This is a genomic window from Labrys sp. LIt4, from assembly GCF_017813775.1.
Lineage (GTDB): Bacteria > Pseudomonadota > Alphaproteobacteria > Rhizobiales > Labraceae > Labrys > Labrys okinawensis_A.
In genome coordinates, this window is sequence record NZ_JAGIPY010000006.1 from 331,202 (window position 1) to 345,654 (window position 14,453).

Annotated in this window: 13 protein-coding genes; 9 read left to right on the top strand and 4 right to left on the bottom strand. The window is 58.5% G+C overall.

Annotated elements, in window-relative coordinates:
• Window positions 1-15 precede the first annotated feature (15 nt).
• The 9 genes from J8I29_RS14445 to J8I29_RS14485 all read left to right on the top strand — a co-directional run bounded on the left by J8I29_RS14445 (window position 16) and on the right by J8I29_RS14485 (window position 8,630).
• Window positions 16-708 carry an SDR family oxidoreductase gene (locus J8I29_RS14445; RefSeq protein ID WP_348536018.1) on the top strand — a complete coding sequence of 231 codons (693 nt, stop codon included), beginning with the start codon at window positions 16-18 and terminating at the stop codon, window positions 706-708.
• Between the two features lie 5 nt (window positions 709-713).
• On the top strand, window positions 714-1,496 hold the full coding sequence (locus J8I29_RS14450) for a citryl-CoA lyase (RefSeq protein ID WP_209432174.1): 783 nt from the start codon (window positions 714-716) through the stop codon (window positions 1,494-1,496).
• A complete protein-coding gene (locus J8I29_RS14455) occupies window positions 1,493-2,665 on the top strand; it encodes an iron-containing alcohol dehydrogenase (protein WP_209432175.1) in 1,173 nt (390 codons plus the stop codon). The genes J8I29_RS14450 and J8I29_RS14455 overlap by 4 nt, the downstream gene beginning before the upstream one ends.
• 49 nt (window positions 2,666-2,714) lie before the next feature.
• A complete protein-coding gene (locus J8I29_RS14460; protein ID WP_209432176.1) occupies window positions 2,715-3,149 on the top strand; it encodes a lipocalin-like domain-containing protein in 435 nt (144 codons plus the stop codon).
• A 29-nt stretch (window positions 3,150-3,178) separates the two neighbouring features.
• Window positions 3,179-4,081, top strand: coding sequence for an MBL fold metallo-hydrolase (locus J8I29_RS14465; RefSeq protein ID WP_209432177.1), 903 nt, complete (start codon window positions 3,179-3,181; stop codon window positions 4,079-4,081).
• 134 nt (window positions 4,082-4,215) lie between these two features.
• Window positions 4,216-5,517, top strand: coding sequence for an MFS transporter (locus J8I29_RS14470; protein ID WP_209432178.1), 1,302 nt, complete (start codon window positions 4,216-4,218; stop codon window positions 5,515-5,517).
• Between the two features lie 73 nt (window positions 5,518-5,590).
• Window positions 5,591-6,388, top strand: a complete 798-nt coding sequence (locus J8I29_RS14475; protein ID WP_209432179.1) for a glucose 1-dehydrogenase — start codon at window positions 5,591-5,593, stop codon at window positions 6,386-6,388.
• A gap of 11 nt (window positions 6,389-6,399) precedes the next feature.
• Complete coding sequence (locus tag J8I29_RS14480) at window positions 6,400-7,614, top strand: acyl-CoA dehydrogenase family protein (protein ID WP_209432180.1); 1,215 nt, start codon at window positions 6,400-6,402, stop codon at window positions 7,612-7,614.
• A complete protein-coding gene (locus J8I29_RS14485; RefSeq protein WP_209432181.1) occupies window positions 7,611-8,630 on the top strand; it encodes a phosphotransferase family protein in 1,020 nt (339 codons plus the stop codon). Before J8I29_RS14480 ends, J8I29_RS14485 begins: the two co-directional genes overlap by 4 nt.
• Window positions 8,631-9,733: 1,103 nt before the next feature.
• Here J8I29_RS14485 and J8I29_RS14490 read toward each other — a convergent pair.
• From J8I29_RS14490 to J8I29_RS14505, 4 genes are all read right to left on the bottom strand, one after another.
• Window positions 9,734-10,879: an AI-2E family transporter gene (locus J8I29_RS14490; protein WP_209432182.1), complete on the bottom strand. Its 1,146-nt coding sequence runs from the start codon at window positions 10,877-10,879 to the stop codon at window positions 9,734-9,736.
• 199 nt (window positions 10,880-11,078) lie between these two features.
• Window positions 11,079-12,347: a capsular biosynthesis protein gene (locus J8I29_RS14495; RefSeq protein WP_209432183.1), complete on the bottom strand. Its 1,269-nt coding sequence runs from the start codon at window positions 12,345-12,347 to the stop codon at window positions 11,079-11,081.
• 333 nt (window positions 12,348-12,680) lie between these two features.
• A complete protein-coding gene (locus J8I29_RS14500) occupies window positions 12,681-13,046 on the bottom strand; it encodes a hypothetical protein (RefSeq protein WP_209432184.1) in 366 nt (121 codons plus the stop codon).
• A 237-nt stretch (window positions 13,047-13,283) separates the two neighbouring features.
• The gene (locus tag J8I29_RS14505; protein ID WP_245196986.1) at window positions 13,284-13,964 is read right to left on the bottom strand and encodes an outer membrane protein; all 681 of its coding nucleotides are present in this window, start codon (window positions 13,962-13,964) and stop codon (window positions 13,284-13,286) included.
• Window positions 13,965-14,453 lie beyond the last annotated feature (489 nt).

Sequence of the window (14,453 nt, forward strand, 5' to 3'; positions counted from 1 at the left end):
AGACAGAAAGTCCTTGTGACCGGAGCCTCCTCCGGGATCGGGCTCGCCATCGCCAAGGACCTGGCGGCGCATGGTTGGGAGATCATCAATTTCGACCGAAACGCCCCGCCCGAACCCAATGGGCGTTTCATCCAGGTCGACATGTCCGATACCGACGCACTCGCCGACGCCTTGGCGTCCATCCAGGACGATGCTCCCCTCGGCCTCGTCAACAATGTCGGGCTGGTGAAGCCCGCTTCGCTCGATGCGACCACATTGTCCGACTTCGACTACCAGATGGCGGTCAATGCCCGTTCGGCCCTGCAATGCGCGCAGGCTTTGTTGCCGGCGATGCGCAAGGCCCACTATGGCCGCATCGTCAACATCTCGAGCCGGGCCGCTTTCGGCAAGGAATTGCGCTCGGCCTATTCGGCCAGCAAGGGCGCGGTCATCTCCATGACGCGGACGTGGGCGCTCGAACTCGCCGGCGACGGCATCACCGTCAACGCGGTGGCGCCGGGCCCGATCGCGACGGATGCCTTCAATGTCGCCAATCCACCCTTCAGCGAACACACCCGCAAGATCCTGGCGACGATTCCTGTCAAGCGGCTCGGCACCAGCGAGGACATCGCCAACGCCGTGAGCTTCCTGATGGACGAGCGCAGCGGCTTCATCACCGGCCAGACACTGATGGTCTGTGGTGGCATCACCGTCGGACTCGGGGGGTAATCGAAATGGACGGCGTCAAGACAGAAATCGGCTACACGACGGCAGATCAGATCGTCGTCCGCGGCGCAGACCTTTCCACCGAGATTCTCGGCAAGTTCGACTTCGTCGACATGATCTATTGGCTGAACTTCGCGCGTCGTCCCGAAGAGCGCGAGAGGGCGATGGTCAATGCCATTCTGGTGGCGGCCACCGACCATGGCCTCACCCCGAGCGCCATCGCCTCGCGCCTGACCCTGCTTGGCGCACCGGAGAGCGTGCAGGGCGCGGTCGCTGCCGGACTGCTCGGCGCCGGCGGCCGTTTCCTCGGGACCATTCAGAACGTCTCGGAACTCTTGACCTCCTCCGCGCGCGACCTGCCGCCCGAGGCGAGCGAGACGAATATAGCTGAAGCCGCGCGGCAATTGGTGCAGCGGCAAAGGCAGGCGCGATCCACCATTCCAGGCGTCGGCCATCCCATTCATGTCGGCGGCGATCCCAGGGTCGAAATCCTGAGACGGATTTCCCGTGACAACGGTTATTTCGGCAAGCACTGGCGGCTTGCGCTGGCAATCCCCAAGGCGTTGGAGGAAACTCTCGGCAAACGGCTGCCCTTGAACGCTGCCGGCGCCCTCGGAGCGATGATCAGCGACATGGGCTTCGACTCGGTCTTTGGCCGAGGCCTGATCCTGGTCGGGCGGGCGGCGGGCCTGATCGCGCATCTGCGCGAGGAAACGGAAACGCCCATTGCCGCGAATTTGTGGGAGCTGGTGCTGGAGCAGGACCCACGCAACGGGACCTGGGGCAAATGATGAGCATCTCGTCGGGATTCTACCGTCAGTTTGCCATGGAGCGGGTTCTGCATGGCTCACCCTTCGATACCCTGCTGGCCGCCGAACTCGAGGCTGGAGGCCATGAGAAAGTCCTGCTGCTGACAGCACCGCAGGCGGTCGGCACCCCCGATCTCGCGCGCCTGGAAACTGCGATCGGCAATCGCCTCGCCGGCAGCTTTTCCGGGCTCGCTCCACACACGCCGTTGGAGGGTGTTCTGAAGGCGGCGGATCTCGCCCGTAAGCTCGGAGCCGATCATCTCGTCGCCCTGGGCGGCGGTTCCGTGATCGATGCCGCCAAGCTTATCGCCCTATGCGTGCACGAAGGGATCGATGCGCCCGAAGGGCTGCTCGACAAATATCCGACCGCGGGTGTCGATCCGAGCCGCCGCCCGTCGAGCGCCGGGGGCTGGATCCGCATGACGGCCCTGCCGATGACGCTGTCGGCGGCGGAATTCACCTGGTTCGCCGGCGTGACCGACACGGCCAAGGGCCTGAAATATGTCGTGGGCCATCCCATGATGATGGCGCAGACCGTCATCATGGACCCTGCCCTGACGCTCGGCATGGGTGCCACGGATTTTCTGGCGAGCGGCATCCGCGCCGTCGACCATGCGGCTGAGCGCCTGGCCGCCCTGACCTCACATCCCTTCAACGACGCGGTGTGCCGGCAGGCGCTCCAAATGCTCAGCGCCTATCTGCCCAGGATTCACAAGGACCCGCGCGACCTCGAAGCGCGCCAGCAGTCCCAGATGGCCGGCTGGCTGTCACAGGCCGGCGCCGGCACGGGCGTAAGGGTTGGCGCCAGCCATGCGCTCGGCCATGTATTGGGTGCCCACGCCGGCATCCCGCATGGCCTGACCTCCTGTCTGCTGCTTCCCGCCGTGATGACCTGGAATGCCGGCGTCAACGCCGAGAGGCAGGCTCTCGTCAGCGCCGCGCTGGGAGCGGACGATATCCCGGCGGCGGAAGCGATAAGGCGCCTGGTCGCCGCCATCGAGCTGCCGACCCGGCTGCGCGACGTCGGCATCACCAGGGACGATCTCCCTCTCATCGCGGCCAAAAGCTTCCATGATCCGGGCCTTCGCAACAATCCGCGCCCGGTCGAGACCACCGCCGACGTGCAGGAAATCCTCGAACTGGCGTGGTGAGGCACGCACTGGCGCAGCGTTGCACCGCGCCCGCATCAGGAGGTTCGCTATGACCGACGAGACCCCAAACGTCCAATCCAACCACGCGGCCGCCCGACGTTTCGTCGGGACCTGGCGGCTCCTCTCGATCGACAACAGCCCGCTACAGCCCGATCGCGGCGACAAGCCGACCGGACTGCTGTTCTACGACGGCAAGGGCAACATGGCCGTGCAGATCGCACCGAGCCGGCCGCGCCGACCTTTCGTCGACCGGCATGTGCCGACAGCCGAGGAGGCCCATGACGCCATACTCGGTTACACCGCCTATTTCGGCACCTTCAGCGTCGACGCCGGCAAGGGGACCGTCACCCATCATCGCCACGGCAACATCAGCCCGGGCGCGACCGGCGATTTCGTGCGCCGTTTCAAATTCCTCGCCGAGGACCGCATGGCGCTGATGCCGATCGAGAACGATGTCAGCCTGACATGGGAACGCGTTGGCTAGAGACTCGAAGACTTCCAAGGAGGCGAACTATGACCGGCAGATACAATGACCGCATGATCGGCGATGTCCGTCTGACGCGGATCGAGGAGAGTTGCACTCCCCTCTTTCATCCCAAGAACTGGTATGCCGACTACAATGAGGAGGAACTGGCGCCAGTCCTGAAAGCGCTGCCGCCCGGCTGCCACGACCCGTCGACCGGCTTCCTGACCATCAGCATCCACAGCTGGGTCGTGCGCCAGAACGGGCGCACCATCCTGATCGACACCTGCGTCGGCAACCACAAGAACAGACCGAGCTGGGGTGTGTTCGATCAGCTGAACACTGACTATCTCGACCGACTTCGAGCCGCGGGTGTCGAGCCCGAGGAGGTCGACATGGTGATGTGCACCCATCTGCACGTGGACCATGTCGGCTGGAACACACGCCTGGAGAACGGGCGCTGGGTGCCCACCTTCCCGAACGCGAAATATGTGATGTCGCGTGCCGATCTCGCCTATTTCGAGAAGGCCGCGGCAACCGAGGACAAGGACGTGGCGGAAGTGAACCGCCAGGCCTGGTTCGACAGCGTGTTGCCGGTGATCGAGGCTGGCCAGGTGCTCACGGTGGAGGGCATCGAGGAACTCGGTCCTGGCCTGATGCTGCGGCCGGCGCCGGGCCACTCGCCGGGCCAGATGCGGCTCGACGTGAACTCCCGCGGCCAGCGTGCCTGCCTGTGCGGCGACGTGATGCATCATCCCCTGCAGGTACCACTCTGGCGTTGGCGCACCTTCGTCTGCGCGGATCCGGAGAAGGCGGTGGAAACGCGTCGGGAGATACTCGAGCACTGCGCCGAGCAGGACGTCATCGTGATGCCCGCCCACTTCGCCCCTCCCTATGGCGGCCACATCAAGGCCCGGGGCGACGAATTCAGCATTCTATTCGATCGAATGTGAGGATGCTTAGTCAAGACGCGCGCCACGACTTGGCTGGCGGTCTTTGAATAATTCTACAGATATAAACTGGAATGCAGAAGTAAAATGAAAATATAACTTCCAATATCAGGGAAACGTCTATGCCAAAATCTTCCATGCGCAAGATCGCCGCAGCGAGCTTCGCCGGCGCGGTAATGGAATGGTATGATTTCTATGTTTTCGGCACCGCCTCAGCCCTCGTGTTTGGCAGGCTCTTCTTTCCAAGCACCGACCCACTGACGGCGATGACCGCCTCCTTCGCGACCTTCGGCGTCGGCTTTCTGGCCCGGCCCCTCGGAGGAGTCGTCTTCGGCCATATCGGCGACAAGATCGGACGCAAGGCCAGCCTTCTCGCGACACTGATCATCGTCGGCCTGGGTACCTTCCTGATCGGCCTCCTACCGGTCTATGAGACGGCGGGCTTCTGGGCGCCGGTGATGCTGGTCGTGCTGCGTCTCCTGCAGGGATTCGGCGTGGGCGGTGAATATGGTGGCGCCGCCCTGATGACGATCGAGCATGCGCCGATGGAAAAGCGCGGCTTCTGGGGCAGCGTCCCACAGTCGGCGGCCTCCGGCGGCATCCTGCTGGCAACGGCCGTGTTCGCCCTTGTGACCCTGCTGCCGCAAGAGCAGCTCCTGAGCTGGGGCTGGCGTATCCCCTTCCTCATCAGCGCGATCATGCTGGTGATCGGCCTGTTCATCCGGCTCCAGATCGAGGAAACGCCTGAATTCAAGCGCAGCCAGGAGCGCGCGGACAGACCCAAGGTGCCGTTGTTCTCGCTTGTCCGGCAGCATCCGCGCAATCTCGTCCTCGCGATCGGCTCTCGTGTGGCTGAAAATGTTTCCGCCAACATCATCAATACCTTCGCCCTGGGATATCTGACTTCCAGCCTCATGGTCGATCGCTCGGTTCCACTAACGGGCATGATACTCGCCTCTGGTCTCGGTTTTATCGCCTGCCCGATATTCGGCTGGCTTTCCGATCGCGTTGGCCACCGGGTCCTCTATCTTTGCGGGGCCGGGTTCCTGATGCTGGCCGCCTTTCCGTTCTTCATGTTGTTGGAGACGAAATCAACCGCACTGATCATCCTTGCGATCGTGGTCGTCCTTACCTTCGGCGCAGTGCTGATGTTCTCGGTACAGGCGACATTCTTCAGCGAGTTGTTTGAACCTGGCGTGCGCTATACGGGCCTGTCGATGGCTGCGCAGCTCTCGGCGGTGGTCGGCGGGTTCACGCCGCTGATCGCTTCACGGCTTCTGGCAGCAGGCAATGGCACACCCTGGTACGTCGCCGCCTACATGGCCGCGATCGCCCTGCTGAGTTTGGTGTGCGCGGCCATGACCTCCGCCAGAGAGCACCAGCCGGACCCGGGACCGGCATCGATCGCGGCCGTAGGCGCTGGCAAAGCCACCGAATAGGTGGTGTTCCGCCGGGGCGGCGTCGACAGACATTTTCGGGAAACAGCTCCCACCTTCTGGAAGGTTATCTGCCATGTCTTCTCACGATTCTGCGTCTTCGGACGGGCGTCTTGTGGACTCCGACCTATCCGGGCGCACGGCGGTTGTGACCGGCGCCTCTTCCGGGCTGGGGCGGCATTTTGCGGCCGTTCTGGCTCGGGCCGGGGCCAAGATTATCATTGGCGCGCGCCGGCTTGAGAAATTGGAGGAGGTTCGGGAGGAAATTGCCGCTCTTGGCGCGGATGTGGGTGTGGTGCAGGTGGATGTCGCCGACCCTGCGTCTGTAGAGCAGGCTTTCCGCGACATATCGGCGGCAGGCGGCCTCGATATTCTCGTCAACAATGCCGGCGTGACGGTAACCAAGCCGGCATTGGACGTCACGGAACAGGAATGGGATCAGGTCCTCGATACCAATCTCAAAGGCGCTTTCCTGATGAGTCAGGCGGCCGCGCATGCGATGAAGGGACAGGGCCGCGCCGGCGCCATCGTCAACATCGCTTCCATTCTTGGGCAACGGGTCGCCGGCCAACTCGTCGCCTACACGGCCTCCAAGGCAGCGCTCATCCAGATGAGCAAGGCTCTGGCGCTCGAATTCGCCCGTTTCGGCATCCGCGTTAACGCACTTTGCCCCGGCTATATCGAGACCGATCTCAATCACGGCTTCTTTGCGAGCGAGGCCGGTCAGGCCCTGGTGCGCAGGATACCCCAACGCCGTCTCGGTCGGCTCGAGGAGCTTGACGGGCCCTTGCTTCTTCTGTGCTCGGACGCCGGCTCCTACATCACCGGCGCGGCACTGGCGGTCGACGGCGGCCATCTGGTTTCATCCCTGTAGGAGCGCGAGGTATGGATTTTCACATTTCGCCGATCGTCGAAGATTATCGTCGGCGCATCGATGCCTTCGTGGCACGCGAGCTGATCCCTCTGGAGGCCGATCCCGCCTCCTATGATCGCCATGAGAATATCGATCTCGGTCTGCTTGCAACCCTGCGTACCCGCGCCATGGCCGAAGGGTTGTGGTGTCTGCAGCTCAAGCCCGAGAACGGCGGCGCCGGTCTCAGCCGCGTCGGCATGGCGGTCTGTTATGAAGCTATGAACTACTCGATCTTCGGACCGGTCGTGTTCAACTCCGCCGCCCCAGATGACGGCAATATGATGGTGCTGGAGGCTGTCGGCACCCCGGCGCAGCGCGAAAAATGGCTAAAGCCGATCGTACGCGGCGAAGTGCGTTCCGCCTTCGCCATGACGGAACCACATCCCGGCGGCGGATCCGATCCGACCATGATCCGAACCAAGGCCGAAAGACGCGGCGATACCTATGTCGTACATGGGCATAAATGGTTCATCACCGGCGGTGAGGAAGCCAGCCATTTCATCTTGATGGCCCGCACTTCGGATGACGAGCGCCACGGGCTGACGGCCTTCATGTTTCATAGGGATCAGCCGGGCTGGAATATTGCGCGCCGTATCCCGATCATGGGGCCGGAGGAACATGGCGGCCACTGCGAGCTCACCTTCGAAGGGCTGGAGATTCCAGCCGAAAATGTCCTGCTTGGCGAAGGGCAAGGGCTGAAGGTCGCTCAGATCCGCCTCGGCGTGGCGCGCCTGACCCATTGCATGCGCTGGCTGGGGCTGGCGGAGCGATGTGTCGCAATCGCGCGCGAATACGCCGCCGAGCGGCAGGGTTTCGGCATCAGGCTGGCGGATCGCGAGAGCGTCCAGCTCATGCTGGGCGCTTTGGCGATGAACATTGAAATAGGGCGGCTCCTCGTCATGAAGGCAGCCTGGGAACTCGACCAAGGCGGCTTTGCCCGCAAAGAGGTTTCCATGGCGAAGGTTCAAGTCGCCAATGCGCTCCACCAGGCAGCCGATATCGCCATTCAGATCAACGGAGCGCGCGGCTATTCCAAGGACACCTTGCTCGAATGGATCTACCGCTATGCCAGGCAAGCGCGCTTGGTGGATGGAGCGGACGAAGTGCACCGCATGGTGCTCAACCGCTGGCTGGAGACGGAAGGGCGCAACTTTTGGCAATGGCCGGTGGCGGAGTTGGCGTCATGAGCGAACGTGACGGCGATTTCGATCCCGCCCGGTTGGATGCGTTTCTGCGAACGGCACTTCCGGATGCTTCCGGATCCATCAGAATAGAACGGATATCGGGCGGCCAATCCAATCCGACCTTCTTTGTAACCTATGACAACCAGCGGCTGGTGGTCAGAAAGCAGCCTTCCGGCGCGTTGCTGCCCTCCGCCCATGCCATTGATCGCGAATACCGGGTGATGCGCGCTTTGGCAAAAACATCCGTCCCCGTGCCGGACATGGTCTGTTACTGCGACGAGCGCGAGATAATCGGCACTCCCTTCTATGTAATGCGGCGCCTGGAGGGACAGGTATTCCACAATACGGCCCTCCCCCCCGTGGCACGCGAGCAGCGCCGTCCGATGTATCGCTCCCTCGCAGAGACGCTGGCCAAGTTGCACAACATCGATCCGGCTGCCGCCGGACTCGGCGATTACGGCAAAATCGGCAATTATTTCGTCCGCCAGATCGCGCGCTGGACCAAGCAATGGGAATTGTCGCAGACGCATGAGGACGACAACATCAAGCGCCTGATCGACTGGCTGCCCGATCATATCCCGGCCAGCGATACAACGGCCATCGCGCATGGCGACTATCGGATCGGCAATGTGCTGTTCCATCCCGACGAGCCGAGGATCGTCGGGGTACTGGATTGGGAATTGTCGACGCTCGGTCATCCCCTGGCCGATCTTGCCCATAGCTGCATCGCCTGGCATTCGGAGCCGGAAGAGTATGGCGGCATGCTCGGTCTCGATCTCGCGGCGGAAGGCCTGCCTGAACAGGCGGCATACGAAGCCGATTATTATGCTTCCGTCGGACATGGTCTGCGCATGACCAGCTTTCACATGGCCTTCGCCCTATTCCGTTTCGCCGTGATCTTCGAAGGCATCGCCGCTCGCGCCAAGGCCGGCAATGCGTCCGATGGGGACGCCGCGCGAACCGGCCAGCTCTCTGCCCGCTTCGCCCGGCGCGCAGTCGACGTGCTCGACCGAGGGTAGGACGGTAGTGCGATTTGGCCGAGCCCGAGAAACCGGATCCTGCCCCCGAGGCATGACGCATCCCGGCGGCGCGGCGCCGGACACGTCATACGCAATGTCCCCGCCCACGCCGACAGCAAGATAGGCGCGTCGTTGCCCCCTCGATCGCCCAGCCCCCCCGCTGGGCACAGACGCCGCCAAAGATCTGTCCGCCGCTTGGCCGGTGGCAGCCCAGTCCGTTGGGGGGCAAACGATAAAGGGAGCGTCCAACGGGCCCACTGCACGAGGCCGGAAACCATCGTTCTTTCGATCGATGATCCTCTCGCAAGCTGACGAAACATACCGGTTCGGGCCGCCAGGCCGCAAACTACACCGCGTCGTGGGACACGATCGTCACTGCCCGCTGCTTGGCGTTTCTTCGGTCCAGGACTGCAAGACCGGCCGGCGTCAAGGCCGCACTGCCGCCCCCGCGAATGACGCGTCTCGCAACCAGTCCCCTACGATGCAATGACGCCAGGAGGCGAGAAGGGTTAAGGCTCGCTTCCAGTTCCTGCGGCACCTGCCGCTCATTCTTGCGTCCGACTCGCGACCGGTATGACGTATTTCTCGTCATGCCGTCGTCGAGCGTCATTTCATGGCCGCGCGAGGGTCGATTTCCCGCCTCTTCCTCTCGACTGCGCGGTACTCGTTCGGACAAATCCGGCGCGAGCTTGTAAGCACGCCGAAGTATCGCCGATACGCAGAAATATCTGCCCGGATAGTGCCCCTGCTCCATCAGGGCGAGCGCCCTGAGAAACAGCAATTGCCTTGAGCCCAAGCCGACATCCATCGCATAACCCCAACGTTGTGGTATTTGCTCGCCAATTAAGATTATAAATACAATATAATATTACCGAGATTCAAGTATAAAATAAAAATTGTAATAGAAATGTCTCAGTATACATATATTATTTCATATATTGAATGACGATTTTCAATTCGGCATTTCGGATAATTTTTGTTTATGCATTTCTAAAAAATAAACATTTTGGCGAAGCAATGAGCTGCGCTCATGAACCCGTGCGGCGCCAGGATCCCATGTGATGATCGAAAGCGGAATGATATCCGGGCTCGAGACATTAGCGTCACGACCGCTCCATAGAAGATGTCCATTCCCGCCAGATAGCGAACAGGAGCGCCATTAGTACGGGCCCAAGGAATAACCCCAGGAATCCCATTGTTTTAATGCCCCCGACCAGGCCGAAGAACGTAGGGAGGAAAGGCAATTCTATCGGTCCTCCTACCAGCTTGGGACGAATGGTCTTGTCCACCACGAACAACTCGATAGACCCCCAAGACAAAAGAGCCACGCCGGCAACGGGTGAGCCACTCACCGTCAGGTAGATTGATACCAAGGTAAAACATAGAGGCGCGCCGCCTGGTATCAGGGCCATGATGCCGGTGATGACACCCAAAGTGGCAGGTGACGGCGCCCCCGCGAACCAATAAGCTACCCCCAGTACGATACCTTCGCCGAAGGCGATCAAGGTCATTCCTGTAACCGTTGATGCTATAGTTGCTGGAATAACGCGCGAGACCCTCTTCCATCGCTGAGGGAAAAGGTGATGACCAATTGTTTCGACCTTCGCTACCAGCCGATCTCCATCACGATAGAGGAATAGGAGCGCAATCATCATGAAGAGGATATTGAGGGCAAAGCCGAATATGCCAGCACCTGCCGCCAATACACCTCGATAAACATTGCCAATGTTGTCCCCGCTCAAAAGCTGAACAACCTCACCAATGCCGCCGGGATGGCCGAGATAGCGGTTCCATTGCTCTTCAATCCAAGCGCCGGCGAATGGAACGGTCCGCAGCTGGACAGGCGCTGCTGCGCCATCTCTGTTGATTTGCATCAACCAAGCATAACTGTCCCTGATTTCGTTCGACGCGTAACTCCCGGCCAAAACAATCGGCACGATCAGAAACGCCAGAATGAGGATTATCGCAAAAGCCGCGGAAAGTGTATCTCGCCCTCCCAGTGCAGCGCGTAGCTTGCGATAAATGGGCCAGCTTGCAAAGGCGATCACCAGAGCCGCGAGAACTGGAACCAAGAATCCGTGAAAAAAATAAATCGCGGCTGCCAGCACAAGAAAGAGCAGTCCGCGTGCCAGGATCGCCGGGGATATAAGAGGACGAGGAGATGCTGCAGCAAGCTCTTCCGAACTACACCTCGTCTGCGGTGATGCATGTTCTATTTCTTTGGAAACACTGTTCTTCGACACATCCATTCTCTGTTCATGGGAAGCGCATTTGCAATGGAAGCCATTCCACGCGTTAAAAAATCATCCTCGAGATTCATGGCAGATTGCATTGCCACCACGCGTTCTATGCGCCCGTCTGGGAGAACCGAGAGGAGTACTGTGCTGCAATTCGACAAAGGTTGTGGCGTGGCCTCGAAACCTCGCAAGCCGTCCACAAACCCCACGATTATCCTCTCTCGCTGATACTCGATGCTCGCCGCTTTATTTTCTGTGGCAAAGCAGTGATATTATTATCAATTCGATCAGCGACATTCTGAATTGTTAAATCAAAAAACTCTTTGATATAATATGAGCCGTTGACTTGCGTATCAGAGATCATCTTCTGGATAAATGCATCTCTCAATTTGGGGTTCGGTATGGATTGAACCTTCCAGAACTGATTCAGCTTGTCTTCGTCACCGGAGGAGACCAGTCCATCGAGTGCATAGTGGGCATTCCCGAGCACGAACACCGGGCAATTACGCTGAAGTGCCAATATCCCGGTGGTACTGTTGACCGTAATCAGCCCTCGAGCATGACGGACCAATAGGCCGGTTGACCCGTCGTCAATCAGGGAAACACGCGTTGCCACTCCTGCCAACCGCGCAAACTCGGCAACGAAATGATGATAGGATTTATGCCCACGATCGAGGGGATGCGCTTTGAAGGCGAGACAGGTGTCCGGCGGAGCATTCTCGGCAAAGGAGCGTATTGTGGCCTCAATCACCCGCTCCATCGTCCATCCCCTGCCATGGACACGCAACTGCAGATCGTCATGGACCTGCAGCGCGACCAGGAAGTAGCGTCGATCCATGTGCTCCACTAAATCAATAACGCGCCGCGCATTTTTCAGACGATACATATACTTAAAAATAGCATTCCGGCTCCACAACAACGCCTCCCTCGACAGTGAGCGATCTCTATGGTGCTCATACTGATTGAACACAAAACTGCCGATTGACATTGCTATGTAATATTTGAAGGCCCACCAGGCCATCGGCTTGAAGCCCTCAGGTGGAATGGCTGTATGGCTCGAAGGTACCGTTTCACCCGAGCTGTAGGCAGACAATTTTCGCGGCAGCTGCGAGGCGGCGTTATTTCCATAGGGTTCGACCGTCACATAGTCAGGCCGAATATATCCCTCTTCAAGGCACCAGACGGGTACATTTAACTCTCGGCACAACGCGACGGCAATCTGGTGATAAGGGCGCTGATCGCCAAATAAAATTACTCTGTCCGGCTTCTGCCCCACGAGAAATTGCAGAAACCAGGTCTTCCAGGTCGCTAGTCCGCCGGAGAATGTTATGGAGGGTATCGGCCGGGAATATATGCGATCCCCGAAATTGAAGTTGATCTTTATGACTCGTTCTCCGCGAGCCAGAAAAAATTGCCCCAATTCCGAAAAGAATGGGCCAACCGGTCCTTGTAGGAGCACGCTAAATGTCGAGCGATTCATCTGAAGACCGGCGAACGAACATCAAGGCATAAAAGCATATTTATTTCTAAATTTACAATATTACCTTTTGTAGAAAGTGGAATATTTCATGATCACTGCCTATAAATATAAACTAAACATATTTATAAAATAGGATACCTATATTACTCCTCAAAAGCTTCTTACAGCAATATTTCTTGGGTAATATATCGCAGCGGGTTAGTCTCCTTCAATCGATGCGGCAAGCTCATAACAGCTGCATCCGGGTCAGCGCCAGGCTCCTGCAATCAGAACTCATGAGCCCACTTTCGCATATCGGCTGAATCATCATCAAACCTTCGGTGCCGTATTCAATTATACATCATAGGATGAGAGCTTTGCATGCAGATGGATCTCCAGCTGCACGGGCGTAAGATCATCGATCGTCAACGGGAACAGCGGCACGTTGGCAACACCTTTTGACCAACGCCATTGCCGGTTGCCGTCGCGTTCACACGGATGGAAGCCACGGCCAAGCAAGGGATGATCAAGCGGCACCTCACGTATCATTCGAGCTGTGCGCACCACGATACGGCCGATCGCGATCCCAAAACGAGAAGCTCTTTTCCCCTTCTCGGATGCGACAAGCCCCGATCGAGATGTTATTTGCACCTCCTTGATCCGGGGCGGCACAACAAAGGTGTGAATGGTTCCTTCGACGGAAACAGGCTCGAGTTCCACGCCGTTACATCGTAAGCGGAGGGCAGGGTCGCCGACTGCGCGACGGAGCTTTCCTCTTTCTCGGCCTTCCGCTCTTCCCATGCCTGGAACTCCGGACGTCCCTGCATATAAACATGCGCCAGAATTGATTCACACAGCCCAAACAATAATAGAAATAATCTTAATTCAATATTACAAACAAGTAATAAAAAAAATAACGGGAGCTTTGCTCCCATTATTTCCTAAGATAATCCGAAGTCAGAACTTATAGTTCAGGCCGACACGAACCGCATGAAAATCAGGCGTTGCTTTCGTGCTCAAGTTGGCGTTACCAACCCTATATCCGCCGAAATCGACATACTGATATTCGAGGCGGCCACTCAGGTTATCGGTGAAGGCATATTCGACGCCAGCCCCTGCGGTCCAGCCAAGCTTGGTGCTGCTGTCCTTGATCGAGACTCCGTCGTAATTCAACTTATAGTCGATGTTGCCATAAGCCAAACCACCCGTAGCGTAGATCAGGAAGCGATCGAAGGCGTACCCGATACGCGGGCGGAGCGTGCCATACCACTTGACGTCAGACTGCCCCTTGCCTGGGATCCCCGCGACCGAGCCGGTAACGCTGTCCTTGATTTGGGATCCTTGGATGTCGGCCTCCAGGCCGATCACAATATTGTCGAGCTGATAGTTGTAGCCAGCCTGCAGACCTCCGAGGATGCCCTTGCCACTCGCCTTGCCGATATCCCCGATATAGTTGGGATAATGGACCCCGACACGATCGTCTCCACCGAAGGCATAGCCAATATTCGCACCGGCATAAAACCCGGTCCAAGAAAACGGCAAAGCGGCCGGCGGCACTGGTTCGACAGAGGACGGAGCCAAATCGGCACCGAAAGCAGCTGTCGATGTAAGTATAAAAGCGGTCACCGCCGCAGACATTCTCATCTTCATTACTCCGTTTTTCTTACTTTCATCCCGATGCATCGGCCGTTACGGGCTTAGAAGCACTTCAGACCAGGATGTAACGAAACACTGCAACACTAACCAAGAATCCCAATGCCCATCTTTTAAGGCAAAAGAACTGCGTATTGCTATCACCCACAGGCTGCCGGAACAATATGATAAAATAGGTAAAAAACACATTTTCTTATAAATATTGTTTATTACCTCGCATAAACATTTAGGTAAAATATGAACTTTCTCTGTCGAATGAGAGATTAAAATCGGATTGCTCTGTTTTTTATATGGTGTATATCTTGTCCAGAAGGCTACGCCCGATCCTATTCGCACCAGATTCTCGATCACACTCGATCACACTTGGGCCATGAAGGGCTGATCGGAAGAAAAGCGCTGCCGTTGAAAAGCGAGTGATGTCGAAGTGCTGCGTATTCCAATCATTCTCCTGATCACCGCCGGCCTTGCGGCTTG

Excerpts from the sequence above, each read along its gene's own strand:
- J8I29_RS14450 (WP_209432174.1), top strand. The coding sequence starts at position 714 with ATGGACGGCGTCAAGACAGAAATCGGCTACACGACGGCAGATCAGATC.
- J8I29_RS14455 (WP_209432175.1), top strand. The coding sequence starts at position 1,493 with ATGATGAGCATCTCGTCGGGATTCTACCGTCAGTTTGCCATGGAGCGG.
- J8I29_RS14460 (WP_209432176.1), top strand. The coding sequence starts at position 2,715 with ATGACCGACGAGACCCCAAACGTCCAATCCAACCACGCGGCCGCCCGA.
- J8I29_RS14465 (WP_209432177.1), top strand. The coding sequence starts at position 3,179 with ATGACCGGCAGATACAATGACCGCATGATCGGCGATGTCCGTCTGACG.
- J8I29_RS14470 (WP_209432178.1), top strand. The coding sequence starts at position 4,216 with ATGCGCAAGATCGCCGCAGCGAGCTTCGCCGGCGCGGTAATGGAATGG.
- J8I29_RS14475 (WP_209432179.1), top strand. The coding sequence starts at position 5,591 with ATGTCTTCTCACGATTCTGCGTCTTCGGACGGGCGTCTTGTGGACTCC.
- J8I29_RS14480 (WP_209432180.1), top strand. The coding sequence starts at position 6,400 with ATGGATTTTCACATTTCGCCGATCGTCGAAGATTATCGTCGGCGCATC.
- J8I29_RS14485 (WP_209432181.1), top strand. The coding sequence starts at position 7,611 with ATGAGCGAACGTGACGGCGATTTCGATCCCGCCCGGTTGGATGCGTTT.
- J8I29_RS14490 (WP_209432182.1), bottom strand. The coding sequence starts at position 10,879 with ATGGATGTGTCGAAGAACAGTGTTTCCAAAGAAATAGAACATGCATCA.
- J8I29_RS14495 (WP_209432183.1), bottom strand. The coding sequence starts at position 12,347 with ATGAATCGCTCGACATTTAGCGTGCTCCTACAAGGACCGGTTGGCCCA.
- J8I29_RS14505 (WP_245196986.1), bottom strand. The coding sequence starts at position 13,964 with ATGTCTGCGGCGGTGACCGCTTTTATACTTACATCGACAGCTGCTTTC.